Raw genomic sequence first — 25535 nt, 5'->3', positions numbered from 1 at the left:
TCGCCCAACTCGCCCTGGCCTACCCCGAACGAATCAACCCCTACCTCTAACCCAACCAGCACAACTACTTACACAAACAACTTGACAGGCTCCCGCCTGCCGGTCCGCGCCGCCGGCAGCGGTATCGGCCTTCAACTGCTCGATCGCCTCAGCGATGCGTCGGGCCCGTGAACTGGGATCCACCAGATCGGCGGGTACCTCATCGCCCCGCCGGCCCGGCCCATACAACTCGTCCTCGGCGGCGTCGGTGGCCGCATGCTCAGCCGCCGCCTTCGCGGCCAGCTCACCCGCCCGCTGCGCATCGATGCCAGCCTGCTCAGCGGCGGCCTTGACCAGCCCCTCCTCGCTGCGACTAGCGCTCAGTGAGGCATTCGAGGCGATCTTGACCGAATCGATGGCCACCACCCCCAACACGCCCATCCCCAACCGGGCACACAACCCCAACACCTGCGCGAACAACTCCTCACAGACCTCGGCGGCCTGCGCACGAAACCGCGAGATCGTCACATGATCCGGCGCGTCCCCCGCGCAAATGATCCGATACGCCACATCACGCTGACACAACCGCTCGATCACCCGCGACGAACGCACCCCCTGCGCCCACGACCAGATCACCAGGGTCAACAACATGTCCGGGTCATACCCGGCGCGACCCGCCCCACCCGTGCGCCGCACAGCATGCAACCGCGACGTATCCAGATCCTCGACCACCTTGATCACCAGCCACACCGGATCCGACGCCGGCAACCACTCCCGCATACATTCCGGCATCAAAAACTGCTGATCACGCTCCACCGGGCGATATCCCTTGGCCACCAACACATCATCGCCGCCACAACACCCAACCCCGGCCACGACATACCGAGCACCGCCGATCAACTACCAATTTCGCAACAGCCCGAAAACTGGGCAGGTTTGCGTCTGCTCGCGGGGGACTAGAGGCGCTCGATGATGGTGACGTTGGCGGTGCCGCCGCCCTCACACATGGTCTGCAGCCCGTAGCGGCCGCCGGTCCGCTCCAGCGTGTTGAGCATGGTGGCGAACAGTTTGGCTCCGGTCGCGCCCAGCGGGTGGCCCAGCGCGATCGCGCCACCGCTCGGGTTCACCTTCTCCGGGTCGGCCTTGGTCTCCTTGAGCCAGGCCAGCACCACGGGGGCGAACGCCTCGTTGATCTCGACGGTGTCGATATCGTCGATCGAGAGCCCGGTCTTCTCCAGCGCGTGCTGCGTGGCCGGGATCGGACCGGTCAGCATCATCACCGGGTCGGCGCCCCTGGCGCTGATGTGATGGATGCGCGCGCGGGGGGTCAGGTTGTGTTCCTTGACCGCCCGTTCGGAGGCCAGCAGCACGGCGCTCGAACCGTCCGAGATCTGGCTGGCCAGCGCGGCGGTCAGCCGACCACCCTCGACCAGCGGCTGCAGCGAGGCCATTTTCTCCAGCGTGGTCTCGCGTGGGCCCTCGTCGACGCCGAATTCCCCCACCGGGACGATCTCGTTGTCGAAATGACCGGCCCGGATCGCGGCGAACGCCCGCTGGTGGCTGGCCAGGGCGAACTGCTCCATCTCCTCGCGGGAGATGTTCCAGCGCTCGGCGATCAGCTCGGACCCGTGGAACTGCGAGATCTCCTGATCGCCGTAGCGGTGCCGCCAGCTCTCGGATTCCGCTGTGGGCGTGCTGAACCCGAGCTCCTTGCCGAGGATCATCGCCGACGAGATCGGCACCCAGCTCATGTTCTGCATACCGCCGGCCAGGATGACGTCCGCGGTGCCCGACAGGATCGCCTGGGCGCCAAAGGAAATGGCCTGCTGACTGGAGCCGCACTGGCGGTCGACGGTGACCCCGGGAACCTCTTCGGGATAGCCCGCCGCCAGCCAGGCGTTGCGTCCGATATTGCCTGCCTGCCCGCCGATGGCGTCGACGCAGCCGACGATGACATCGTCCACCACGCCCGGGTCGACGTCGTTGCGATCGAAGATGCTGCGAAACACGTGCACACCGAGGTCGATCGGGTGCACCTGAGCCAGCGACCCCTTCTTCTTACCGACCGGGGTGCGTACGGCGTCGACGATGTAAGCCTCAGGCATGGTTGGTCTCCTTTGACACGGTGATTCCGCCGAGAACGATGGCGAGGTACTGCCGGCCGACCTGCTCGGCCGTGAGCGGCCCACCCGGCTGATACCAGCGGACCGAAACCCAGGTGGTGTCGCGGATGAACCGGTACACCAGGTCGACGTCGAGGTCGGGCCGCAGCGATCCGTCGGCGACGCCCGCCTGCAGGATGTCCACCCACATTTTGCGCTGCTCTTTGTTGCGCGCCTCGACGAAGGCGAACTGCGGCTGTGAGGACAGCCGCTTCGCCTCGTCCTGGTAGATCACCACCTGGGCGTGCCGGTGCTCGATGGCCTCGAACGACGCCATGAACAGGCCTTTGAGCCGGTCGAGGGGACTCGGTGCGGAGTCCATGACCTCCTGGTAGCGGGCGAACAGCCAGTCCAGGAAGTCCCTCAACACCTCCTCGACCATCTGCTCTTTGGACTTGAAGTGGTGATAGAGGCTTCCCGACAGGATGCCCGCGGAGTCGGCGATATCGCGGACCGTCGTCGCCTTCAGGCCCCGTTCGGCGAACATCGTCGCGGCGAGCCGCAGAAGTTCGTCGCGGCGACTTGCCGGCTGGCTGGGCGTATCCGGCTCCATCGACCCAGCATAGCAACCAAGCGCTTGCTAGGTCACGTTCGGGTGGTGCTCACCGCCTGTTCGCGGATATGACCCGAGGGCAGCGCCTCCCGACCGGGGTCGGCCGGCAGGGTGATGCCGAACTGGTTCACACATATGTCGCTGATCAGCTCGTAGCACGACCCCATCCGGACAACCTCCATCGTGGAGAAGTCGATGATGGTCGATGAGCGGCGGTAATGGTGATACTTGCGCAGTCCGTAGTCGACGACCAGATCGACCGCGTCGAGGATGGGCTGCTGGATGTCCTGCACGCGGAACTTCGTGCCGGTACCGGTGAGATTCGCCGACGACCCGAGCAACGGAACCCCGGCACCGTGGGCGATCCGGACCACCGCTTCCTGCAGCGCGCCGCCGTTCACCAGCATCGCGAGGGTGCCACCGACGGTGCTGGCCTTGAGCGTCTCGGATTCGATGGCGGCCACCACCGGGTGCGAGGCGTCGTAGGGGCCGACCACGCAGAGCGGCAGCCCCGCATCGAGCACGACGGCGTCGATGATGTCGTGCTCACGCCCGCCGAGCTGGTGAACCTCGCGGTGGAGCGCGTAGCTGCCCGCCATCGCATGCCGCTTGTGCGGTGCGCGTTGTTTGGCCCGGAAGAGTCGCAGCAGCGCCTCGGACGAGCTGGCCATAGCTCCATAGCCGATGTCGCCGGGCATTATCACCGCACCCCCGGATGTCACGGTCTCGTAGATCCGCCGGGCATCGCCTGGGATGTCATACCTGCTCATACAGCTCTCCGCTCGCCTTGATATCGGTGAAACCACAAGGGTTTTGCGAACCATAAGATCGTCGAGCCTGCCGGCACCAGCTAAGTTTCAGCTCCCGCAACCATGCAGGTCGTTCGCGCCGGGTTACCCGTCCGCGGTTTCGATGAAGTCCTGGATGGTGACGTCGAGGGATTCGAGGCGGATCGAGGAATTGGGCCCGAGCACGGTGGCCAGGTGCGGGGCGAGCTGTCGGCACGCGGACGTCAACGGCTGCGCGAGCCGACGCAGCGTCTCCTCGGGCAGCCGCTCATCGGGGCCGGCGATGGCGATCGACCCGAGCGGGAAGGCGTCGTCGGGGTCGAGCAGCGCGACGCCGATCCCGTTGAAGTGGGGGTGGTTGTCGCTGAACGACAGGGCATAGCCATCGGCGCGGATGGTGTCGAGTTCGCGCTCGATCGCCGCACGTTTCCGGCCGCGAACATGGGTGTCGATCACCTTGGCGGCTTCGTCTGCCGGCAGGTGGGCCAGGATGGCCCGCCCGCTGCACCCGGACGTGAGCGGGGCCCGCTCACCGACCTGGACACTGCGTCGCTTCGAGTCGGTGCTCGGCTCGGAGCCGAGCACCAGTACCCGGTGCTCGCCGCTGCGCAGATGCAGGGTTGCGGTGGCCTGGGCCGTGACGACGAGCTTGGACAGCACCGGGCGCGCCCGTCGCAGCAGGGCCGGGCGTGGACCGATCAGCGACGCGAGGGCGATCGATCGGCTCCCGATCCGGTACCCGCGGCGGCCGAGATGGTCGACGTAGCCCTCGTCCTGCAGGGTGCGAAGCACCCGGTACGCACCGGCCTTGGACAGGCCCACCGCCGCGGCGATGGCCAGGAGGCCGGCGGGTTGTTCCATCCCGGCCAGCGCTTCGAGCACACGTAGGGACCGCCGCAGAATATCCGGCCTTGCGCTGTCGCCGGCTTGTCGAGACCCGGTCACCACACCTCGTTGGTTTCAAAATGTGAAACCAACTGTGCCCCGTGCGACGGCCGGTGTCCAGCGCTGACCGGCCCGACAACGGTCGGTGGCTGAGATCAGGCCCGCTGGCTGGACACCGAGATCACTTCACCGGTCAGGTAGCTGGAGTAGTCACTGGCCAGGAACGCGATGGTGGCGGCGATCTCCCACGGCTCGGCGGCCCGACCGAACGCCTCGTCGGAGGACAGCCGGTCCAGCAGCTCCGAGGACGACGTCTTCTCCAGGAACTTGTGCCGGGCGATGCTCGGCGAGACCGCGTTGATCCGGACACCGTGTTCGACGGCTTCGATCGCGCTGCACCGGGTCAGCGCCATCACGCCGGCCTTGGCGGCGGCGTAGTGGGACTGCGAATGTTGCGCGCGCCAGCCCAGGACGCTGGCGTTGTTGACGATGACGCCGCCGTGCTCGACACCGCGGAAGTAGCGCAGTGCGGCGCGGGTGGCCCGCATGACCGAGGACAGCGTGACGTTGAGGACCCGGTCCCACTCGTCGTCAGTCATATCGATCACCGAGGTCTGCCCACCCAGCCCGGCGTTGTTGACCAGCACGTCCAGTCGCCCGGCCCGCTCGATTGTCGAGGTGATCAGTGCGTCAACCGCCTCGGTCGACGTCACGTCGCACACCACCGACTCGACGCGGCCAAGGCCGAGCGCGGCCAGTTCGTCGCGGGTCTCGGTCAGCCGGCGCTCGTGGTAGTCGGACACCACCACGTCGGCACCCTCGGCCAGCGCGCGACGCGCGGTCGCCGAACCGATACCGGTGCCGGCCGCCGCGGTCACCAGGACCACCTTGCCGGTCAGAAGTCCGTGTCCGTCAATCTCTTTCGGAACGTCGGTGAGGTTCAACCCTTCAACTCCCTGGGTAGGCCGAGCACCCGCTCGGCGATGATGTTGCGCTGGATCTCATTGGATCCGCCGTAGATGGTGTCCGAACGGGAAAACAGGTACAGCCGCTGCCATTCGTCGAACTCGCCGTTGTCGAGGGTCAGGCCGGCCACACCCCGTACCTCCATCGCGATCTCACCGAGTTCGCGATGCCAGTTGGCCCACAACAGCTTTGACACGTTATCTTGCCCCGGCTGCTCGACGTCCATGGTGGCCAGCGCGTACGACCGCATGGCCTTCAGGCCGGTCCACGATTGGGTGAGCCGTTCCCGGATCACCGGATCGTCGGCGGCGCCGGTGCGTTTGGCCAGCTCGACCAGGTTGGAATGCTCACGGGCATAGCGGATCTGCTGGCCGAGGGTGGACACCCCGCGCTCGAAGGTCAGCGTGCCCATCGCCACCCGCCAGCCGTCGCCGGGCTGCCCCACCACCAGGCCGGCCTCGGTGCGGGCGTCGTCGAAGAACACCTCGTTGAACTCGGAGTCCCCGGTGAGCTGGATGATCGGCCGGATCTCGACGCCCGGCTGATCGAGCGGAACCAGCAGGTAGGACAACCCGGCGTGACGTTTGGAGCCCTTCTCGGTGCGGGCCACCACGAAGCACCATTGCGCCCAGTGCGCCAGCGACGTCCACACCTTCTGGCCGTTTATCACCCATTCGTCGCCGACCAGCTCGGCGGCCGTGGACACGTTCGCCAGGTCGCTGCCCGCGCCAGGCTCGGAATAACCCTGCGACCACAGCTCGGTCACGTCGAGGATCCTGGGCAGGAACCGCTGCTGCTGTTCGGGAGTGCCGTACTCGATGAGGGTCGGCCCGAGCAGCTCTTCACCGAAGTGGTTCACCTTGTCCGGGGCGTCGGCGCGGGCGTACTCCTCGTAGAACGCGACCCGGTGCGCCACCGACAACCCGCGGCCACCGTGCTCGACCGGCCAGCCGAGGCAGGTCAGGCCCGCCGCGGCGAGATGCTGATTCCACGCCCGGCGTTCCTCGAACGCCTCGTGTTCACGACCCGGTCCGCCCAGGCCCTTGAGCGCGGCGAATTCACCGACGAGATTGTCGGCGAGCCACTGGCGGACCTCGGCCCGGAACTTCTGGACCTCTATCACCCCTGTAGGCTAACCTACCAAGCACTTGCTTTGTTGAGGGAGCATCGATGACGAGCGATCTGCGCACCGGCGGGCAGGAGCGTAGCGACCGGGGGATCAGAACCGTTCCGGCAGTGCTGGACCGGATTGCCGTGCAGTTTTCCGACCATGATGCCGTCGTCGGCGGCGACCGTCGGCTGACTTACCGACAACTGCGCACCGAGGTCCGCCAAGCCGCCGCCGCGATGATCGCGCTCGGCGTGCAGCCCGGGGACCGGGTCGGGATATGGTCGCCCAACACCTGGCACTGGGTGGTGGCCTGCCTGGCCACCCATTACGCCGGCGGGGTCGTGGTGCCACTCAACACCCGCTACACCGCCCGCGAGGCCACCGACATTCTGGCCCGCACCGAGGCCCCGCTGCTGATCGCCGCGGGGAAATTCCTGGGCGCCGACAAGACAGCCGAGCTGGACCGCGAGGCCTTGAGCACCCTGCGGCACATCGTGCGGGTGCCGGTGGAGGAAGCCGACGGAACCTGGGACGAGTTCATCGCCCGCGGCACCGATCTGGAGGCGGTCGACGCCCGCGCGGCCGCGGTGCGGCCCGACGACGTCTCCGACATCCTGTTCACCTCAGGCACCACCGGCCGGAGCAAGGGGGTGCGCTGCGCGCACCGGCAGTCGCTGGACGGATCGGCCGCGTGGGCCGGCTGCGGTGAACTCAGCAGCGCCGACCGCTACCTGTGCATCAACCCGTTCTTCCACAACTTCGGCTACAAGGCCGGCATCCTGGCCTGCCTGCAGAGCGGTGCGACCCTCATCCCGCAGGTGACGTTCGATCCGGAGCAGACCATGAAAGCCGTTTCCGAGCACGCCATCACGGTACTGCCCGGGCCGCCGACCATCTACCAGACCCTGCTGGACCATCCCCGCCGCGGCGACTACGACCTCGGGTCGCTGCGGTTCGCGGTCACCGGCGCCGCGGTGGTCCCGGTGGTGCTGATCGAACGGATGCAGACCGAACTCGACATCGACATCGTGTTGACCGCCTACGGCCTGACCGAGGCCGCCGGGTTCGGCACCATGTGCAGGCCCGACGACGACGCCGTGACGGTCGCCACCACCTGCGGGCGTCCCATCGCCGATTTCGAGCTGCGTCTCGACGACTCGGGTGAGGTGCTGCTGCGCGGGCCGAACGTCATGCTGGGCTATCTTGACGATCCGGATGCCACCGCCGCCGCCATCGACGGCGACGGGTGGCTGCACACCGGTGATATCGGAACACTGGACCCCGCAGGCAATCTCACCATCACCGATCGGCTCAAGGATATGTACATCTGCGGCGGGTTCAACGTGTACCCGGCGGAGATCGAACAGGTGCTGGCTCGGCTGGACGGGGTGGCGGAGGCCGCGGTGATCGGGGTCGCCGACGAACGGCTCGGCGAGGTGGGTAAGGCGTTCGTGGTGGCCAAAGCCGGTGCGACGCTGGATGAGGCGACGGTGATCGCCTACACCCGTGAGCATCTGGCCAATTTCAAGGTGCCGCGGTCGGTGGAGTTCCTTGACACCTTGCCCCGCAATCCGGGCGGCAAAGTGGTCAAACCTGAGTTGAGATCGTTGAGTGCGGGAGAAGCGGTGTAAATGGATCTGAGTTTCGACGAGGACACCGAGGCGTTTCGGGCCGAAGTCCGTGAGTTCCTCACGGCCAACCGGGATTCGTTCCCGACCAAGTCCTACGACACGCGCGACGGGTTCGAGCAGCATCGCCGCTGGGACAAGGTGCTTTTCGACGCCGGGCTGTCGGTGATCGCCTGGCCCGAGAAGTACGGCGGCCGCGACGCGACCCTGCTGCAGTGGGTGGTGTTCGAGGAGGAGTACTTCCGCGCCGGGGCGCCGGGCCGGGCCAGCGCCAACGGCACCTCGATGCTGGCCCCGACGCTTTTCGCGCACGGCACCGAGGAGCAACTCGACCGGGTACTGCCGAAAATGGCTAGCGGTGACGAGATCTGGGCCCAGGCCTGGTCCGAGCCCGAATCGGGCAGCGATCTGGCCTCGCTGCGATCCACGGCCACCAGGTGCGAAGGTGGCTGGAAGCTCAACGGTCAGAAGATCTGGAGCTCGCGGGCCCCGTTCGGCGAGCGCGGGTTCGGGCTGTTCCGCTCCGACCCGCAGGCTCAGCGGCACAAGGGCCTCACCTACTTCATGTTCGACCTCAAGGCCGAAGGCGTCACGGTGCGCCCGATCGCCCAGCTCGGCGGCGACACCGGGTTCGGGGAGATCTTCCTCGACGACGTGTTCGTGCCCGATAACGATGTGATCGGCGGAGTGCACGACGGCTGGCGCGCCGCGATGAGCACATCGAGTAACGAGCGCGGTATGTCGCTGCGCAGCCCGGCCCGCTTCCTGGCTCCCGCCGAACGGCTCGTCGCGCAGTGGAAGAGCAATCCCGACCCGGTGTTCACCGACCGCGTCGCCGACGCCTGGATCAAGGCGCAGGCCTACCGGCTGCACACGTTCGGCACGGTGACCAGGCTGGCGGGCGGCGGCGAACTGGGTGCGGAATCCTCTGTGACCAAGGTGTTCTGGTCGGACCTGGATGTCGCGCTACATCAAACCGCGCTCGACTTGAGTGGCGCGGATGCCGAACTCGCAGGCAATTGGACGGAAGGCTTGTTGTTCGCCCTCGGCGGCCCGATCTATGCCGGCACCAACGAGATCCAGCGCAATATCATCGCCGAGCGGCTGCTGGGCCTGCCTCGGGAGAGTCAGGGGCAGGCCAAGTGAACTTCGAGGTGGACGAACAACAGCGCGATTTCGCCGCGAGCATCGACGCCGCGCTCGGCGCCGCCGATGTTCCCGCCGCGGTCCGCGCCTGGTCGGCCGGTGACACCGCACCTGGTCGCAAGGTGTGGTCGGCGCTGGCCGACCTGGGGGTCACCGCGCTGCTGGTCCCCGAGGAATTCGACGGGATCGGCGCACACCCGGTCGACCTGGTGGTCGCCGCCGAACGGCTCGGCGCGTGGGCGGTGCCAGGACCGGTCGCCGAATCCATCGCCGTCGCACCGATTTTGCTCGCCGAAGACCAACGATCGTCGGCGTTGGCGTCGGGCGACCTGATCGCCACCGTCGCGCGGCCACCGCAGGTGCCGCGCGCCGTGGACGCCGAATTCGCCGGTCTCGTCCTGCTGGCCGAGAACGGCGAGGTGCGCGACGCAACGGCCGGTACCAGGCAGGAGTCCGTCGACCCCGCCCGCACGTTGTACGACGTCACCGCGACCGGGGAAGCCCGGGCCGCCGACACCGCACGCGCGTACGAGTTCGGTGTGCTGGCCACCGCCGCACAGTTGGTGGGCGCGGGCCAGGCCATGCTCGACCAGTCCGTCGAATACGCCCAGCAGCGCACCCAGTTCGGCCGAATCATCGGTTCCTATCAGGCCGTCAAACATAAGCTGGCCGACGTACACATCGCCGTCGAGCTGGCTCGACCGTTGGTGTACGGGGCCGCGCTGTCGCTGGCCGGAGGCTCACCCGACACCGCGCGGGATGTCAGCGCGGCCAAGGTGGCCGCCGCCGACGCGGCGCTGCTCGCCGCACGAACCGCGCTTCAGACGCACGGGGCGATCGGGTTCACCCAGGAACACGATCTGTCCCTCCTGCTACTCAGGGCCCAGGCCCTGCGTTCGGCCTGGGGCGATCCGGCACTGCACCGCCGGCGGGTATTGGAGGCCCTCTGATGAGCGAAGAACGCCAACTGCTGCGCGAAACCGTTGCCGCGCTGGTCGACAAGCATGCGTCACCCGAAACGGTGCGCGCCGCGATGGAGTCCGACCGCGGTTACGACGAGAAGCTGTGGCAGCTGCTGTGCGAGCAGGTGGGCGTCGCCGCGCTGGTGGTTCCCGAGGAGCTGGGTGGCGCCGGTGGCGCACTGGCCGACGCCGCCGTGGCCCTCGAGGAACTCGGCAAGGCCCTGGTGCCCACTCCCCTGCTCGGCACCACGCTGGCGGAGTTGGCGCTGCTCGCGGCCGGGGAACACGGACCGCTCGAACCGCTCGCCGAGGGCAGCTCGATCGGCACCGTGGTATTCGATCCGGAATACGCCATCAACGGGGACATCGCCGACGTCGTGATCGCCGCGGACGGCGAAAACCTCACCCGCTGGACCACATTCACCGCACTCGCGAAACCCACCATGGACCTGACCCGACGGTTGTCGTCGGTCACGCCCGGCGAGACGAGCGCGCTCGGCGCGGACCCCGGCCTGGCCGACACCGCGGCCCTGCTGCTGGCCGCCGAACAGATCGGTGCGGCGTCGCGTTGCCTGGACCTCACGGTCGCCTACACCAAGGACCGGGTGCAGTTCGGGCGCCCGATCGGCAGCTTCCAGGCGCTCAAACACCGGATGGCCGACCTGTACGTCAAGGTGGTCTCGGCCCGTGCCGTCGTCAACGATGCGATCGCCGACCCGGCGCCCAGCACCGCGGCCCTGGCCCGGTACTTCGCCAGCGAGGCACTGTCCGCGGTCGCCGCGGAAGCCGTCCAGATGCATGGTGGAATCGCGATCACCTGGGAACACGACATCCAGCTGTATTTCAAGCGGGCCCACGGCAGCGCCCAGCTACTCGGCCCGCCGCGCGAACAGCTGCGCAAGCTCGAAGCGGAGGTATTTTAGGCGGCTCGGCCGCCGAAGTGTTTTAGGCGGCTCGGCCGTTGGCGACCACGTCCCGGGTCAACGGCACACCCGGCCGGTAGGCCAGATGGACGTACGACGGTGCGTCGAGGCAGACGAAATCGGCCCGCTTACCCGGCGACAACACGCCGACGTCGGTGCGCCGCAGTGCCGCCGCACCACCGGCGGTGGCCGACCACAACGCCTGTGCCGGGGTGAAATTCATATCCCTGACGGCGACGGCGATGCAGAACGCCATGCTCGTGGTGAACGAGGTGCCCGGGTTGCAGTCGGTGGCGATCGCCACCGTGACGCCGGCATCGAACATTCTGCGGGCATCCGGCCACTGCGCCCTGGTCGAGAACTCCGCTCCGGGCAGCAAGGTCGCGACCGTGGCACCGGCGGCCAGCGCCTCGATGTCGGCGTCGGTGGCATAGGTGCAGTGGTCGACCGACGCCGCCCCCAGTTCGACCGCCATCTGGATCCCGCCGCTGGGACCGAGCTGACCGGCGTGTACCCGGGGCAGCAGACCGGCCTCGATGCCCGCACGCAGAATGACCCGGGACTCGTCGACGTCGAACGCCCCGCGGTCACAGAACACGTCGATCCACCGCGCCGCCGGGGCGCAGGCGTCGAGCATCGGCCCGGTGACCAGACCGATATAGCCCTCGCGGTCGTCACGGTACTCGGCGGGCACCACATGCGCGCCGAGAAAGGTGGTCTCGTCGGTGAACTCGCGTGCGACGGCCAGGCAGCGGACCTCGTCGGCGACCGTCAGGCCGTACCCGCTCTTGGTTTCGAAGGTGGTCACGCCCGCCGCCCGCAGTTCGGCGGCCAGCCGGCCGACCCGCGCGGTCAGCGCGGCGTCGGTAGCGGCGCGAGTCGCCGAGACCGTCGTCGCGATCCCGCCTGCCGCATAGGGTGTCCCGCTCATCCGCGCCGCGAACTCCGGGGAGCGTTCACCGGCGAACACCAGATGGGCATGGCTGTCGACGAAGCCGGGTATGACGCTCACCCCGCCGCAGTCCACCCGCGCATCGGCATCCGGTGCGCCGGTTGCTCGCCCGACCCACGCGATGGCCTCGCCGTCGACGACGACGGCGGCGTCGGCCATCACGCCCAGTGGGCTGCCGTCGCCCTGGGCCGGATCATTGGTCACCAGTTCGGCGATACCGGTGTACAGCGTGCTCACAGCGCTCCCATCAGATCGGAGATCACCGAACCCAGTTCGGCGGCGGCATCCACCTCGACGTGTCGGCGGTCGGCCACCACCACCCGGCCGTCGATCACCACATCGGTGACATCAGCCGCGGATGCGGCGAAGACCGCGGTCTCCACCGATGCGCCGCCGCCCGCGGTCCGTACCGAATCGATGTCGACGGCAACGAGATCGGCGCGCGCACCGGTCCGCAGGACGCCCGCATCGGTCCAGCCGAGGGCATGCTGCCCGCCCACGGTCGCCGCTTCCAGCAGGTGTGTCGCGGCCAGGACACCGCGCCGCCGGGAGGACAGCCGTTCGTCGAGTTCCACGGCCCTGGCCTCCTCCAACATATCGATCACCGCGTGGCTGTCCGAGCCGAGGCTGAACAGCCCCTTCGCCTCCAGCAGCGCCGGTGCCGGGCCGATTCCGTCCCCGAGGTCGCGTTCGGTGGTCGGGCAGAAACACACCCCGGTCGACGTCGCATCCAGGTCGGCGATATCCCCGGGGGTCAGGTGGGTGGCGTGCACGGCGGTGGTCCGCGGTCCGAGCGCCCCCGCATCGCGCAGCACGGCCGTCGGGGTCCGCCCGTGAACCGCGACGCACTGGTCGATCTCGGCCCGCTGCTCCGATGAGTGCACGTGCAGTGGTGCGCCGTGGGTATCGGCCCAGTCGACAACGGCGGGCATCTGCTCGACGGGGACGCCCCGCACGGAATGCAGTGCCGCACCGACCAGAACCCCCGGCCGCGCATGAGTCTCCTGATGCAATGCCTCGACACGCTCCGCCCAGGCCGCCCCGCTGCCGTCGCCGAAACGTCGCTGGGTCCCGTCGTGCAGCGGCGCCCCATCGGCAGCCGAGCTGAGATAGCAGGTGTCGAGCAGGGTGAGCCGCAACCCCGCATCTGCGGCGGCGTCGATCAGGGCGTGCCCCATCGCATTCGGATCGGCGTAGCGCTGCCCCCCGACGTCGTGGTGCAGATAGTGGAATTCACCGACGGACGTGATGCCGGCGAGCACCATCTCGGCGTACACGCCGCGGGCCAGGGCCCGGTACCGGTCCGGATCGAGCCGGTCAGCGGCCCGGTACATCAGATCGCGCCAGGTCCAGAACGATCCTCGGTCACGTTGCGTGCGAGCCCGTAGCGCACGGTGGAATGCGTGCGAATGTGCATTCGCCATCCCGGGTATGACCAGTCCACGCAGCCGATTCGGGATCGCATCGGACGATACGCCGGACTGTATCGAGGTGATCCGCCCGCCCGTCACCGAGATCAGCACCCCCGCCTCGACAGTGTCCCCACCGAGCCGGGCGTACTCACACCACCAATCGGTCACGCGCTCACCCAGTCGGCCATGACATCGGCGAGCGCGTCGGCCCCGCGGTTGCAGTCGGCCGGTTCGGCGTGTTCGGCGGGTGAATGCGAGACACCGGTCGGGTTGCGCACGAACAGCATCGCCGTCGGGACCCTGGCGGACAGGATTCCGGCGTCGTGGCCCGCCGCGGTCGGCAGCACCGGGATGTCGCCGAGATGGCCGAGCGCCTTGCGCAGCCGGTCCCGAGGCTCCTGAGGGAATTCGACTATCGGCGTGATGGATTCGGCCAGCACATCCAGGTCGATCGAGCCGGTGGCGGCGTGGTGGTGGGCCTGCGCGGTGATCCGGTCGACCAACGCCGTCAGGGTCGCCTCGTCCGGTGCCCTCGCATCCAGCCAGGCCCGGACCTGCGACGGGATCGCGTTGGCGCCGTTGGGTGAGACGAGCACCTTGCCGAACGTGGCGACCGCGCCGAGCGCGGCGGCCTCGATCCGCGCCGAGTGCACCGACGATGCGAAGGCGAGCATCGGATCGCGCCGGTCGATCAGCCGGGTGGCCCCCGCATGATTGGCCTCGCCACCGAAGCTGAACTCCCACCGCCCGTGCGGCCAGATCGACGATGCCACCGCGAGCGGGGCATCCACCAGGTCCAGCGCCCGGCCCTGCTCCACATGCAGTTCGACGAACACACCCACCCGGTCGGCCAGACCCGGATCGGCACCGAGATGCTCCGGATTGCGGCCGACCCGGGTGAGCGCCTCCGCCAACGTGATTCCGTCGATATCCCGCAGCCCCCTGGCCCGGTCCGGGGTCAGCTCACCGGTCGTCAACTGCGATCCGACACAGGCCACACCGAACCGCGCCCCCTCCTCGTCGGAGAAGGCCACCACCCCGACCGGAATGGTGGGCACCACACCGCGGGACCGCAGGGTGTCCACCGCGGCGAACGCCGACACCACCCCGAGTGGGCCGTCGAACGCCCCGCCGTCGGGCACCGAATCGAGGTGGGATCCGGTCACGAACGCGCCGCGCGGATCCCCGGACCAGTGCGGTGGCAGCCACCAGGCCCACAGGTTGCCGTTGCGGTCGACGTCGACGTCCATACCGCGCCGATCGGATTCCCCGACGAACCATTCCCGCAATGTCATATCGGCGTCCGACCAGGCGAACCGGCGGTAGCCGCCGGTGTCGGGGTTGCGCCCGACGTCGAGGATCGTCGGCCACAGCGTGTCGAAGGCCGTCATGATGCGTTCTCCCACATCGGGATCCGGACCCCGCGTTCGCGGGCGACCTCGGCGGCACGGGGGTATCCGGCGTCGACGTGCCGGATCACCCCCATCCCGGGATCGTTGGTCAGCACCGTGGCCAGTTTCCGGGCGGCCAGCTCGGTGCCGTCGGCGACGCACACCTGGCCGGCATGGATCGACCGCCCCATCCCGACCCCGCCACCGTGATGGATCGACACCCACGACGCCCCGGATGCGGTGTTGACCAGTGCGTTGAGCAACGGCCAGTCGGCGATCGCATCCGATCCGTCCAGCATGGCCTCGGTTTCGCGGTACGGCGACGCCACCGACCCGGAATCGAGGTGGTCGCGGCCGATCACGATCGGCGCCGAAAGCTCACCGGAGGCGACCATCTCGTTGAACCGCAGACCGGCCCGGTGCCGCTCGCCGTAGCCGAGCCAGCAGATCCGCGCGGGCAGCCCTTCGAAGGCCACCTTCTCTCCGGCCATGGTGATCCAGCGGCGCAGGTGGGCGTTGTCCGGGAACAACTCGAGGATGGCCCGGTCGGTCGCGGCGATGTCCTTGGGATCGCCGGACAGCGCGGCCCACCGGAACGGACCGAGGCCCTCCTCGAACTGCGGCCGGATGTAGGCGGGCACGAATCCGGGAAACGCGAACGCGCGGTCGTATCCGGCCTTGCGGGCCTCGTCGCGGATCGAGTTGCCGTAGTCGAAGACCTCGGCCCCGCGGTCCATGAACCCGACCATCGCCTCGACGTGTTTGGCCATCGACAGCTCGGCCTGTTCGGTGAAGTAGACGGGGTCCTTCTCCGACATCTTCTTCATATCGTCGAAGTCGATGCCCAGCGGAAGGTAGGCCAGTGGATCGTGTGCCGAGGTCTGATCGGTGACGATGTCGATCGGCGCCTCCCGGGCCAGCAGCTCGGGGAAGACCTCGGCGGCGTTGCCGACCAGGCCGATCGACAACGGCCGCTTGTCATCCCGGGCTTGCACCGCCATCGCCACGGCCTCGTCGATGTCGGCGGCCTTGGTATCCAGGTAGCGGTGCGCGATGCGCCGGTCGATGCGGGTCTGGTCGCAGTCGACACAGATCGCCACGCCGTCGTTCATGGTGACCGCGAGCGGCTGCGCGCCACCCATCCCGCCGAGGCCCGCGGTCAGGGTGATGGTGCCGGCCAGGGTGCCGCCGAACCTCTTGCGTGCCACGGCGCCGAAGGTCTCGAACGTGCCCTGCAGGATGCCCTGGGTGCCGATGTAGATCCACGAGCCCGCGGTCATCTGGCCGTACATCATCAAACCCTCGGCCTCGAGCTTGCGGAACTGTTCCCAGGTGGCCCAGTCCCCGACCAGGTTCGAGTTGGCCAGCAGCACCCGGGGCGACCACTCGTTGGTGCGGAAGACCCCGACCGGCTTGCCGGATTGGATGAGCATCGTCTCGTCGTCCTCGAGGGAGCGCAGGGTGGCGACGATGGCGTCGAAGGCCTGCCAGCTCCGCGCGGCCCGGCCGGTGCCGCCGTAGACGACCAGGTCATCGGGGTGTTCGGCGACCTCGGTGTCGAGGTTGTTCATCAGCATCCGCAGTGCGGCTTCCTGTTGCCATCCCTTGCAGGTGATTTCGGTTCCGCGCGGGGCTCGGACCGGGCGTGGGCCGGTGTTCGTCGTCATGGGTGATCCTTCGTGTCGGTGCGGGGGTCAGCTGAGGCGGGCGTCGGCCAGCCATTTTTCGGCGATAGCGGAGAGGTTGGCTCCGGTGGCGGCTTCGGCGTTCATCGTGACGAGGTCCGCCGTGGTGAGTTTCGCCGACACGTCGTCGAGTGCGGTCCGCACGGTGTCGGTGAGTTTGGCCTTCTTGATCAGCGGCACCACGTTCTCCGCGGCGAACAGCGATTTGTCGTCGTCAAGGGCGACAAGGTTGTTCGCGACGAGCCCGGGGTCGGTGCTGAACAGGTCGCCTGCCTGGATCTGCCCGTTGGTCAGCGCCGTCATGATCAGCGTGCCACCGGCGTCGAGGCTGACGAATTCCTTGAAGTTCAGCCCGTACACGTCCCGCAGACCGATCACGCCCTGCTTGCGGGACTTCCACTCGGCGGGTCCACCGAGCACGAATTCGCCTGCGACGGGCGCCAGGTCGGAGATCTTGGCCAGGTGGTACTTGTCGGCGGTGGCCCTGGTCACCGCGATCACGTCCTTGTCCTCTGCGGGCGACGGTGTGAGCATGGTGATCCCGGCGGGCAGCTTGGCTTCGAGCTCGCCGGTGACCGCCTCCGGTGTCGCGGCGGTCGAATTCGGATCGAGGTAGTGCAGGAAGGCCCCGGAGTATTCCGGCACCAGGTCGATCGAGGTGTCCTTCAGCGCGGCGACGTACACCTCCCGGCTGCCGATGTTGAGTTGTTCGACCACTTTCACCCCCTTGGCCTGCAGGGCCTGCGAGTAGATGCTGGCGATCAGCTGGCTTTCGGTGAAGTCGGCGGAGCCGATGATGATCTGGGAGCCCGGCGATCCGGCGTTGTTGCCGTCCCCGGAAAGCGGGTCGCTGCCGAGGCCGCACGCCGCCAGCGCCAGCACCGCACCCAGAGCGGCGAGCTTCATGAGTCTGCGCATGGATCTCCTAGAGTCAGGTGGCGGCCGGGACGGCAACGGATGAACCGGATTTCGGCGCGACGCGGCGCAGCCCCGGCGACACGATGATCCGGCCCAGCCAGGCGAAGCCGAGTTCGAGGATGAGCGCGAGAATCGCGACCAGGATGGCACCGCCGGCCATTTCGGCGAAGCTGGCCTGCGCCCGGCCATCGAGGATGAACCGTCCGAGGCCCTGCAGCCCGAGGTAGGCGGCCACGGTCGCGGTCGAGACGATCTGCAGGGTCGAACTCCTGATCCCGGAGATCAGCAATGGCAGCGCGCAGGGCAGCTGAACCCGCAGCAGGATCTGGCGTCTGGTGAAACCCATTCCCCTGGCCGCGCCGACGGCGTCCGGGCCGGCGCTCTGAATGCCCGCGTAGGTTCCGGTCAGGATCGGCGGAACCGCGAGCAGGACCAGGACGACGATGGTCGGCAGGACATAGACCAGCTTGCCGTCCACGACCGGGGCGAAGATCAGGAACAGCAGGACCAGCAGGCCCAGGCTCGGCAGGGCCCGCAGGGCATTGGCGAATCCGGCGACCAGCGCCTCGCCCCTGCCGGTGTAGCCGATGAAGATGCCCAGTGGCACCGCGATCGCCAGCGCGACCAGGAGCGCGAGGACCGAGTACAGCAGGTGATAGCCGACCTGGGTGGGGATGCCGTCCGAGCCGGTCCAGTGTGCCGGGTCGGTGAACCAGCCGACGATGTTCATCTGGTCACCGTCCGCTGCCGCCACGGGGTGGCGAGTTTGTTCAGCCAGATGATCAGGCCATCGAAGATGACGGCGAGGACGACGCACAGCACCACACCGGTGATGAGCGGAACGTAGAGCCGCAGCTGGAACCCCTGGGTGAACAGCGATCCCAGTTGGGGGATGCCCAGCAGGGCGGCCATCGTGACGATGCTGACGTTGGACACCACCGCGACCCGCAGACCCGCCGCGATCACCGGCACCGCGACGGGCAGCTCGACCAGCAGCAGTCGCTGCCAGCCGCGGTAGCCCATGGCCTCGGCCGCCGCCACGGTATCGTGCGGCACCGAGGCGAGCCCGTCGGCGACGACCCGGACCAGCAGCGCCACGGTGTAAAGCGACAGCGCCACAACGATGTTGACCGGATCGAGGATCTTGGTGCCGAGCAGCACCGGCAGCAGGATGAACAGGGCCAGCGACGGGATCGTGTAGAGCAGGCCCGCGGTGCCGACGATGGCCGGGTAGCCGCGGCCCGACCGGTGCGCCCACCAGCCCAGCGGCAGGGCCAGCAGCAGCCCGATCACGGTCGGCACCAGCGTGAGCCAGGTGTGGCTGATCGTCAGGGCCACGATGCGGTCGAGGTTCGACGAGATCCAGTTCATCCGGATTCCTTCGCTCGCCGGATCGCGTCGATCACGTCGTGGTCGGTGGCGGTCCCGAGCAGCACGCCGGATTCGTCGGTGACCACGCAGCGTCCGCTCGGGCTCGACAACGCCGAGTTGAGCAGGTCCCGCAGCGGGTCGCCGCGGCGGGCCGACGTGGCGCATAGGTTCACATCGCCCGCGCCGACGTGGTCGCCGGACACCGTCGCGGTGTCGACCCAGCCGATCGGTGCGTTGCCGTCGTCGACCGCGAGCACCCATCGTCCGTTGGCCGAGGAGACGCTCGAAACTTCCTGTCCCACCGTAATAGTCGGCTCGTCGGTGAGGTCGAGCAGCTCGTCGGGGTGGTGAAAGCCGAGCGCGCGGTACCCGCGGGCGGAACCGACGAAGTCGGCGACGAACCCGTCCTGCGGGGCGGCGAGCAGCTCGGCGGGTGTCGCCGCCTGGGCCAGGGTCCCGCCCTGACGCAGCACCACCACCTGATCCCCCAGCTTGAGCGCTTCGTCGATGTCGTGGGTGACCATCACGATGGTCTTGGAGATATCGGCCTGCAGCCGCAGGAACTCGTCCTGCAGCTGGTTGCGCACGATCGGGTCGACTGCGCTGAACGGTTCGTCCATCAACAGGAAGGGCGGGTCGGTGGCCAGTGCGCGGGCCACCCCGACGCGCTGCTGCTGGCCGCCGGACAGCTGCCACGGATAGCGCCTGGCGAACTTGGCGTCCAGGCCCACCCGCTCCAGCAGTTCCATTGCCGTGGACCGGGTTTCTTTCTTGCCGCCGCCAAGCAGCCGGGGCAGCGCGGCCACGTTGTCCACCACGGTGCGATGCGGGAACAGGCCGGCATTCTGGATGACGTAGCCGATCCGGCGGCGCAGTGCGACCCGGTCGAGGGTCGCGGTGTCGACCCCGTCGAGTTCGATGGTGCCCGCGCTGGGGTCGATCAGGCGGTTGATCATCCGCATCGAGGTGGTCTTACCGCATCCGGACGGACCGACCAGGGTCGTGATCTTGCCGCTCGGTGCGGTGATGGTGAGCTGGTCGACGGCCACGGTGCCGTCCGGATACACCTTGGAGACGTTGTCGAATGTGATCATGGCTGGCTCTCTTCTTCGGCGTTCGCCGGACCTGAATTCGGGGGACGGCTCAGCCGGGCGGACACCTCGGCCGCCGCCGAGACCAGCAGTTCGCCGTACCGGGCGGCATCCGGCCCGGTGAGCCGGTAGCTCGGAACGACGACACTCAGCGCCGCGACGATGCGCGCCTGCGAGTACAGCGGGCAGGCGATGGCCGTCACGTCGGCCTCGACCCCACGTTCGATGACCACGTAACCGTCGGCGTTGACGACGCCGCGAAGCGCATGCCCCGCGGCCGATATGTCCAGCGGAATGGTCCGCCCAACCCAGCTGGTGTGCCGGACCGAGTGGGTTCCCTGCACGATGCCGATGTAGAGCGCGGTCGCGGCGTGCCCTTCGACGGACAGATAGACCGACTCACCGGTCTGCCCGACCAGCTGCTCCATCACCGGCCGGGCCAGGTCGACCAACGATTCACTGCTCAGCGCGGTGGCGCCGAGCTGGATGATCCGGCTCCCCGGGCGGTAGATGCCCGCATCGTCCTTGGCAATGAAACCGGTGTGCTCCAGGGTCCGCAGCAGCCGCAGCGCGGTGCTCGGTGCGAGGTCGCAATCCCGCGAGCTGTCGGCGAGATTCGCGCTGCCCCGATCGCAGATGGTCGCGAGCAGGGCGAGCGCGCGTTCCACGGTCCGGGTGGATGCTTCGGCCAATTCGATCCCCTTCCGAGCTCGTTTGCCATCTGATGGAATTCAATTTCTATCTAGCGGCATTTCTGATCTTGGGCGATGATAGGCCCTGACGCTCGCAAGGGGTAGAGATTGAGGAGAATTGCATGGTTGTGCTGACCGGGATGAGCACAATTGCCGACGTGGTCGCCCTCGCCGACCGGCGCGAGCAGGTGTCGATCTCACCGCCCGTGCTCGAGGCGGTCCGCCTCGCGCATGCCCGGGCCGCCGACCTCAGCACCCGTTTCCCCACCTACGGCCGCACCACCGGCGTCGGCGCCAACCGCAGCACCCCGGTACCGCCCGACGACCACGACTACGGGATGCGCCTGCTGCGCAGTCACGCCGCCGACGCGGGCGATCCGCTGGACGGCCGCACGGTCCGGGCGATGCTGGCGGTGCGACTGATCCAGCTGTGCGTCCCGGGGGCGGGACTCGATCCCGAAATCCTTGGCGGCCTGGAACGGATGCTCAATTCCGACGCGCTGCCGGAACTTCTGCACTACGCGTCGATCGGAACCGGAGACCTGGCCGCGCTCGCCGGTACCGCACTGACCCTGATCGGCGAACGGCCTGCCACCGCACCGTTGCCCGCGATGGCGCCATGGGGCGCCGACAGCGCGCTGCCGTTCATGAGCAGCAGTGCACTGACCGTCGGGCGCAGTTGCCTCGCGGTGTCCGAGCTGGCCCGCCTCGAACGCGCCTCCAGCGTCATCTACCTGCTGAGTTTCCTTGCGCTGAACGGCAATCCGTCGGCGTTCTCGGAAGCCGCCGCACGGGCCGCCGCCGCGCCACAGGTGGAGGCCGTCGCCGGCCGGTTGCGATCGCTGCTGGCGGGCGCCGGACGGCCCGACCACACCCCGGCGCGCATCCAGGACCCGTACGGGCTGCGGGTGTACCCGGTCGCGCAGGCCAGCGCCGTCGCCTCACTGGGTTCCCTTGTCGGACAGTTGGAACGCACGCTGAACACGGCGCAGGAGAATCCGCTGTTCGACATCGACGGCGGACAGGTGATCCATCACGGCGCGTTCTACCAGGCGTCGTTATCTCTCGAACTCGACGGGACCACACTCGCGTTGGCGTTGACCGCGCCCATCACGCATTCCCGGATCCGGATGCTCAACGATCCGGAGACCAACGACCGCAACGCCTTTCTCGCGGTCAGCGAGGATGGGTCGTCGGGCCTGATGATGGTCGAGTACGTGGCCGCGGGGGCGATCGCCGAGATCCGCGCCGCGGCGCAACCGGCATCCGTCGGGACCCTGGTGCTCTCCAGGGGGATGGAGGAGGACGCCACCTTCGCCTCGCAGAGCGCACTACAACTTGAACGGTCGGTGGCCGCCTACCGGGTGTTGTTGTGCTGCGAACTGGTCGGCGGGGTGCGGCTGCTGCGTCAGCGGCGACTCCAGGACCGGTTCACCGGGGTGGCCGGTGCGGCGCTGGCGCTGGCCGCGGACCTGCCATGGGACGACGACGACCGCGACCTGCGCGGCGACCTCAGCGCGGCCCAGCTGCTGCTCGACGATATCGGCAGTCTGGTGCCCGACGACCTCAGCCCAGACGTCCGGTGACCGACTCGGCCGCCGCGGTCAACGAGCCGTCACGCACCAGCCCGAGCACCGCCTCGATATCGGGTGCGAGGTAGCGGTCGGGCCCCGGCCCCTGCACCCGGTCGCGAACCGCCGCGATGACGGCGCCGGTGGCCGGGGCCGGGGCCAGCGGCGCCCGCATGTCGATCCCCCTTGCGGCGGTGAGGATCTCGATGGACAGCACCCTGGCGAGTCCGTCGATCGCCCGGCGCAGCTTGCGGGCCGCCGACCAGCCCATCGAGACATGGTCCTCCTGCATCGCCGAGGACGGGATGGAGTCGACGCTGGCCGGATTGGCCAGCCGCTTGAGCTCCGAGACGATCGCCGCCTGGGTGTACTGCGCGATCATGTGACCGCTGTCGACGCCCGGATCGTCGGCGAGGAACGGGTTGAGGCCGTGGCTGCGCGCCGGGTCGAGGAAGCGGTCGGTGCGGCGCTCGCTGATGCTCGCGACATCGGCGACGACGATGGCCAGGAAGTCCAGCACGTAGGCGACGGGCGCACCGTGGAAGTTCCCGTTCGATTCGACGGTGCCGAGATCGGTGACCACTGGATTGTCGATGGTGCTGGCCAATTCCCGGTCCGCGACGAAGCGGGCGTGCGCCACGGTGTCGCGCGCCGCGCCCGCCACCTGCGGGGCGCACCGCAGCGAGTAGGCGTCCTGGACCAGGGGACAGTCCGGCCCACTGTGACTGGCCACGATCGGTGACCCGGCCAGCATCCTGGTCATATTCGCCGCGGCGATGCCCTGGCCCGGCTGGGGACGCAGGGCCTGCAGATGCGCCGCGAACACCCGGTCGGTGCCGAGCAGGCCCTCCACGCTCATCGCCGCCGCGATATCGGCGAGCACCAGCAGGCGGTCGAGGTCGGCCAGCGCGAGCACCAGGTGTCCGAGCATGCCGTCGGTGCCGTTGATCAGGGCAAGGCCCTCCTTCTCGGCCAGGGTCACCGGGACGAGGCCGTGCGCCCGGAGCGCGTCCCGGGCCGGCATCACGGCGCCGTCGCCGCGGCGCACGGTGCCCTCCCCCATGATCGTGAGCGCGACGTGGGCAAGCGGCGCGAGATCACCCGAACACCCCAGGCTGCCGTATTCGTGTACCACCGGGGTCAGACCGGCGCACAGCAGCCCGGCGTAGAGCCGGGCGACCTCGGTGCGGACCCCGGTGCGACCGGTGGCCAGCGTCGACAGCCTCAGCAGCATCATCGCCCGGATGACCTCGCGTTCGACCTCGGGACCCGATCCCGCCGCGTGCGAACGGATCAGGCCGCGTTGCAGCTTGGTTCGGAGTTCGGGCGGGATGTGCCGGGTGGCCAGGGCGCCGAAACCGGTCGAGATGCCGTACGCCGGGGTCGGGTCGCCGGCCAGCGCCTCAACCCGGGCCCGGCTGGCGGCGATCGCCTCGACCGCCTCATCGGCGAGCACCACCGGCGCATCGGCCCGCGCCACCTGCACAACCTCATCGGCGCTCACCGGCCCGATTCCCACCACAACCTCTGCCATCCAATGATTGTGCACGCCGGTGCCTTAGCCTGGGTGAGATGGATGTCTCGCGCAGGGCCGGAATCCCGCCGTTCTACGTGATGGACGTGTGGCTGGCCGCGGCCGAACGCCAGCGCACCCACGGCGACCTGGTCAACCTGTCGGCCGGCCAGCCCAGCGCCGGGGCACCCGCGCCGGTGCGCGAGGCGGCCGTGGCCGCGTTGAACCACAATCAGCTCGGCTACACCGTGACGCTGGGAATCCCGGAGCTGCGCACCGCGATCGCATCGTCGTACGGCAGGTACGGCATCGAGGTCGGCGTCGACGATGTCGTCCTCACCACCGGTTCCTCGGGCGGGTTCCTGCTGACCTTCCTGGCCTGTTTCGATGCCGGCGACCGCGTCGCCATCGCGAGCCCCGGCTATCCGTGTTACCGCAACATCCTGTCCGCCTTGGGTTGTGAGGTGGTGGAGCTGGCGTGCGGGCCGGATACCCGGTTCCAGCCCACTGCCGCGATGCTCGACGCCCTCGATCCGCCGGTGGCCGGCGTGATCGTCGCCAGCCCGGCCAATCCGACCGGCACCGTGATCGCACCGCAGGAACTGGCCGCGATCGCATCGTGGTGCGACGCGTCGGGTGTCCGGCTGGTCAGCGATGAGATATACCACGGCCTGGTGTACGAGGGTGCGCCCGCGACCAGTTGCGCATGGGAGACCTCGCGGAATGCCGTGGTGGTCAACAGCTTCTCGAAGTACTTCGCGATGACCGGCTGGCGGTTGGGCTGGCTGCTGGTACCCGGCGGTCTACGCCGCGCGGTCGACTGCCTGACCGGGAACTTCACCATCTGCCCGCCCGCGCTGGCCCAGCAGGCCGCGCTGGCCGCGTTCACCCCGGAGTCGATGGCCGAGGCCGAGGGTCTGCTGGCCCATTACGCCGAGAACCGGCGGATGCTGCTCGACGGGCTGCGCCGGATCGGCATCGACCGCCTGGCTCCGACCGACGGTGCGTTCTACGTGTACGCCGACGTCGGCGATTTCACCGCCGACTCGTTGTCCTTCTGCTCGAAGTTGCTGGCCGACACCGGTGTTGCGATCGCACCCGGCATCGATTTCGACACCGCTCGCGGCGGTTCGTTCGTCCGTCTGTCGTTCGCGGGCCCGACCACCGACATCGAGGAGGCGCTGCGCCGGATCGGCCCCTGGCTGGGTCACGTCAACGAGCGTCGGTAGCGCACATCCTCGACCGGGACCTCGCCTATTTCATCCGTCCGATGCGTGCCGTCCCAATGCCAGCCGTCGATTTCGTAGAACCGCCGGGCGCGTGCGTTGCACTCCAGAACCCACAGCGCCGCTTCTGCATAACCGTTGCGGTGCAGCAGCTCTCGCGCCGCGGCGATGAGCTCACGGCCGATCCCGGTACCCCAGCGGTCCGGATCAGAATAGAGCGCCCAGATCTCGCCGTGATCGAGGAGGTCGGCGTCCCGGCAACGTCCGATCGTGACGAGGCCTCCGATGCCGCTCTGGTCCGTTGCCACCAGGGTGTACGGACCGTCAAGCGGCATGGCATCGAAGGTGTACCGGCCTGCTCGGTCAGCGGCGTTCAGCCGGTCGAGATAGCTCCGGGGGAGCATCCCTTGGTAGCCAATCTGCCATGCTCGCACGTGCACATCGGCGACCTCTTGCGCGTCGGCGGCTACTGCCGGTCGGATCTGCATACCCCAACAATTCGCAAGAGCACCCGTCTGGCGCAACCCGATAACTTGATGCTCCTATCTTTGTTAAATGTCAAGCGGCGTGGGTGAGCTGGGCGTTTAGCCATTGGCGGTAGTTGTTGGCG

The 25535-nt window shown here is 68.4% G+C and carries 23 protein-coding genes and 1 pseudogene; 6 read left to right on the top strand and 18 right to left on the bottom strand.

Going from position 1 to position 25535, the window contains the following annotated elements:
* Positions 1-126: 126 nt before the first annotated feature.
* The 7 genes and pseudogenes from ACWDTP_RS22710 to ipdE1 all read right to left on the bottom strand — a co-directional run.
* Positions 127-816: pseudogene (locus tag ACWDTP_RS22710) on the bottom strand (transposase); the annotation flags it as partial.
* A 119-nt stretch (positions 817-935) separates the two neighbouring features.
* Positions 936-2084 carry a steroid 3-ketoacyl-CoA thiolase FadA6 gene (gene fadA6 / locus ACWDTP_RS22705; protein ID WP_450023904.1) on the bottom strand — a complete coding sequence of 383 codons (1149 nt, stop codon included), beginning with the start codon at positions 2082-2084 and terminating at the stop codon, positions 936-938.
* A complete protein-coding gene (gene kstR2, locus ACWDTP_RS22700; RefSeq protein WP_450023902.1) occupies positions 2077-2694 on the bottom strand; it encodes a TetR family transcriptional regulator KstR2 in 618 nt (205 codons plus the stop codon). Before kstR2 ends, fadA6 begins: the two co-directional genes overlap by 8 nt.
* 32 nt (positions 2695-2726) lie before the next feature.
* Positions 2727-3464: an L-threonylcarbamoyladenylate synthase gene (locus ACWDTP_RS22695; protein WP_450023900.1), complete on the bottom strand. Its 738-nt coding sequence runs from the start codon at positions 3462-3464 to the stop codon at positions 2727-2729.
* A 123-nt stretch (positions 3465-3587) separates the two neighbouring features.
* On the bottom strand, positions 3588-4427 hold the full coding sequence (locus ACWDTP_RS22690; protein WP_450023898.1) for an IclR family transcriptional regulator: 840 nt from the start codon (positions 4425-4427) through the stop codon (positions 3588-3590).
* 95 nt (positions 4428-4522) lie between these two features.
* On the bottom strand, positions 4523-5311 hold the full coding sequence (gene ipdF, locus ACWDTP_RS22685; protein WP_450023896.1) for a (5R,7aS)-5-hydroxy-7a-methyl-1-oxo-2,3,5,6,7,7a-hexahydro-1H-indene-carboxyl-CoA reductase: 789 nt from the start codon (positions 5309-5311) through the stop codon (positions 4523-4525).
* Positions 5308-6456: an acyl-CoA dehydrogenase IpdE1 gene (gene ipdE1, locus ACWDTP_RS22680; RefSeq protein WP_450023894.1), complete on the bottom strand. Its 1149-nt coding sequence runs from the start codon at positions 6454-6456 to the stop codon at positions 5308-5310. Before ipdE1 ends, ipdF begins: the two co-directional genes overlap by 4 nt.
* Before the next feature lie 47 nt (positions 6457-6503).
* Between ipdE1 and fadD3 the strand changes: the two genes are divergently transcribed.
* From fadD3 to ipdE2, 4 genes are read left to right on the top strand one after another with little or no spacing between them, the layout of a single operon-like run.
* Positions 6504-8075, top strand: coding sequence for a 3-((3aS,4S,7aS)-7a-methyl-1,5-dioxo-octahydro-1H-inden-4-yl)propanoate--CoA ligase FadD3 (fadD3, locus tag ACWDTP_RS22675; protein ID WP_450023892.1), 1572 nt, complete (start codon positions 6504-6506; stop codon positions 8073-8075).
* Entirely contained in the window at positions 8076-9218 is a 1143-nt protein-coding gene (locus tag ACWDTP_RS22670; protein ID WP_450023890.1) for an acyl-CoA dehydrogenase family protein, read from the top strand. It abuts the gene before it with no gap.
* Positions 9215-10168, top strand: a complete 954-nt coding sequence (locus tag ACWDTP_RS22665) for an acyl-CoA dehydrogenase family protein (protein WP_450023888.1) — start codon at positions 9215-9217, stop codon at positions 10166-10168. The genes ACWDTP_RS22670 and ACWDTP_RS22665 overlap by 4 nt, the downstream gene beginning before the upstream one ends.
* Positions 10168-11103 carry an acyl-CoA dehydrogenase IpdE2 gene (gene ipdE2, locus ACWDTP_RS22660; RefSeq protein ID WP_450023886.1) on the top strand — a complete coding sequence of 312 codons (936 nt, stop codon included), beginning with the start codon at positions 10168-10170 and terminating at the stop codon, positions 11101-11103. Before ACWDTP_RS22665 ends, ipdE2 begins: the two co-directional genes overlap by 1 nt.
* Before the next feature lie 22 nt (positions 11104-11125).
* Here the strand turns inward: ipdE2 and hutI are convergent, their stop codons facing one another.
* Genes hutI through ACWDTP_RS22615 form a run of 9 tightly spaced genes read right to left on the bottom strand, consistent with a single transcriptional unit; the run spans position 11126 to position 20615 of the window.
* Positions 11126-12292: an imidazolonepropionase gene (hutI, locus tag ACWDTP_RS22655; RefSeq protein WP_450023884.1), complete on the bottom strand. Its 1167-nt coding sequence runs from the start codon at positions 12290-12292 to the stop codon at positions 11126-11128.
* Entirely contained in the window at positions 12289-13635 is a 1347-nt protein-coding gene (locus ACWDTP_RS22650; protein WP_450023882.1) for a formimidoylglutamate deiminase, read from the bottom strand. Before ACWDTP_RS22650 ends, hutI begins: the two co-directional genes overlap by 4 nt.
* On the bottom strand, positions 13632-14858 hold the full coding sequence (locus ACWDTP_RS22645; protein WP_450023880.1) for an allantoate amidohydrolase: 1227 nt from the start codon (positions 14856-14858) through the stop codon (positions 13632-13634). Before ACWDTP_RS22645 ends, ACWDTP_RS22650 begins: the two co-directional genes overlap by 4 nt.
* On the bottom strand, positions 14855-16525 hold the full coding sequence (hutU, locus tag ACWDTP_RS22640; RefSeq protein ID WP_450023878.1) for a urocanate hydratase: 1671 nt from the start codon (positions 16523-16525) through the stop codon (positions 14855-14857). The genes ACWDTP_RS22645 and hutU overlap by 4 nt, the downstream gene beginning before the upstream one ends.
* Before the next feature lie 27 nt (positions 16526-16552).
* The gene (locus ACWDTP_RS22635; protein WP_450023876.1) at positions 16553-17461 is read right to left on the bottom strand and encodes an ABC transporter substrate-binding protein; all 909 of its coding nucleotides are present in this window, start codon (positions 17459-17461) and stop codon (positions 16553-16555) included.
* Positions 17462-17474: 13 nt separating this feature from the next.
* Positions 17475-18215: an ABC transporter permease gene (locus ACWDTP_RS22630; protein ID WP_450023874.1), complete on the bottom strand. Its 741-nt coding sequence runs from the start codon at positions 18213-18215 to the stop codon at positions 17475-17477.
* Positions 18188-18832, bottom strand: coding sequence for an ABC transporter permease (locus ACWDTP_RS22625; RefSeq protein WP_450023872.1), 645 nt, complete (start codon positions 18830-18832; stop codon positions 18188-18190). The genes ACWDTP_RS22630 and ACWDTP_RS22625 overlap by 28 nt, the downstream gene beginning before the upstream one ends.
* A complete protein-coding gene (locus tag ACWDTP_RS22620) occupies positions 18829-19926 on the bottom strand; it encodes an ABC transporter ATP-binding protein (RefSeq protein WP_450023871.1) in 1098 nt (365 codons plus the stop codon). The genes ACWDTP_RS22625 and ACWDTP_RS22620 overlap by 4 nt, the downstream gene beginning before the upstream one ends.
* Positions 19923-20615: an IclR family transcriptional regulator gene (locus ACWDTP_RS22615; protein WP_450023869.1), complete on the bottom strand. Its 693-nt coding sequence runs from the start codon at positions 20613-20615 to the stop codon at positions 19923-19925. The genes ACWDTP_RS22620 and ACWDTP_RS22615 overlap by 4 nt, the downstream gene beginning before the upstream one ends.
* 122 nt (positions 20616-20737) lie before the next feature.
* Between ACWDTP_RS22615 and ACWDTP_RS22610 the strand changes: the two genes are divergently transcribed.
* The gene (locus ACWDTP_RS22610; RefSeq protein ID WP_450023867.1) at positions 20738-22201 is read left to right on the top strand and encodes an aromatic amino acid lyase; all 1464 of its coding nucleotides are present in this window, start codon (positions 20738-20740) and stop codon (positions 22199-22201) included.
* Here ACWDTP_RS22610 and hutH read toward each other — a convergent pair.
* Positions 22182-23720 (bottom strand): histidine ammonia-lyase, encoded by a 1539-nt coding sequence (hutH, locus tag ACWDTP_RS22605; protein WP_450023865.1) that lies wholly within the window; start codon positions 23718-23720, stop codon positions 22182-22184. The genes ACWDTP_RS22610 and hutH overlap by 20 nt on opposite strands.
* 38 nt (positions 23721-23758) lie before the next feature.
* Between hutH and ACWDTP_RS22600 the strand changes: the two genes are divergently transcribed.
* Positions 23759-24928, top strand: a complete 1170-nt coding sequence (locus ACWDTP_RS22600) for a pyridoxal phosphate-dependent aminotransferase (protein ID WP_450023863.1) — start codon at positions 23759-23761, stop codon at positions 24926-24928.
* Here ACWDTP_RS22600 and ACWDTP_RS22595 read toward each other — a convergent pair.
* On the bottom strand, positions 24907-25413 hold the full coding sequence (locus tag ACWDTP_RS22595) for an N-acetyltransferase family protein (protein WP_450023861.1): 507 nt from the start codon (positions 25411-25413) through the stop codon (positions 24907-24909). The genes ACWDTP_RS22600 and ACWDTP_RS22595 overlap by 22 nt on opposite strands.
* Positions 25414-25535: the final 122 nt, after the last annotated feature.

The organism is Mycobacterium sp. NPDC003449 (assembly GCF_053588415.1).
Note: the sequence above shows the minus strand (reverse complement) of the source record. Positions and strands in the feature narration are given on the sequence as shown.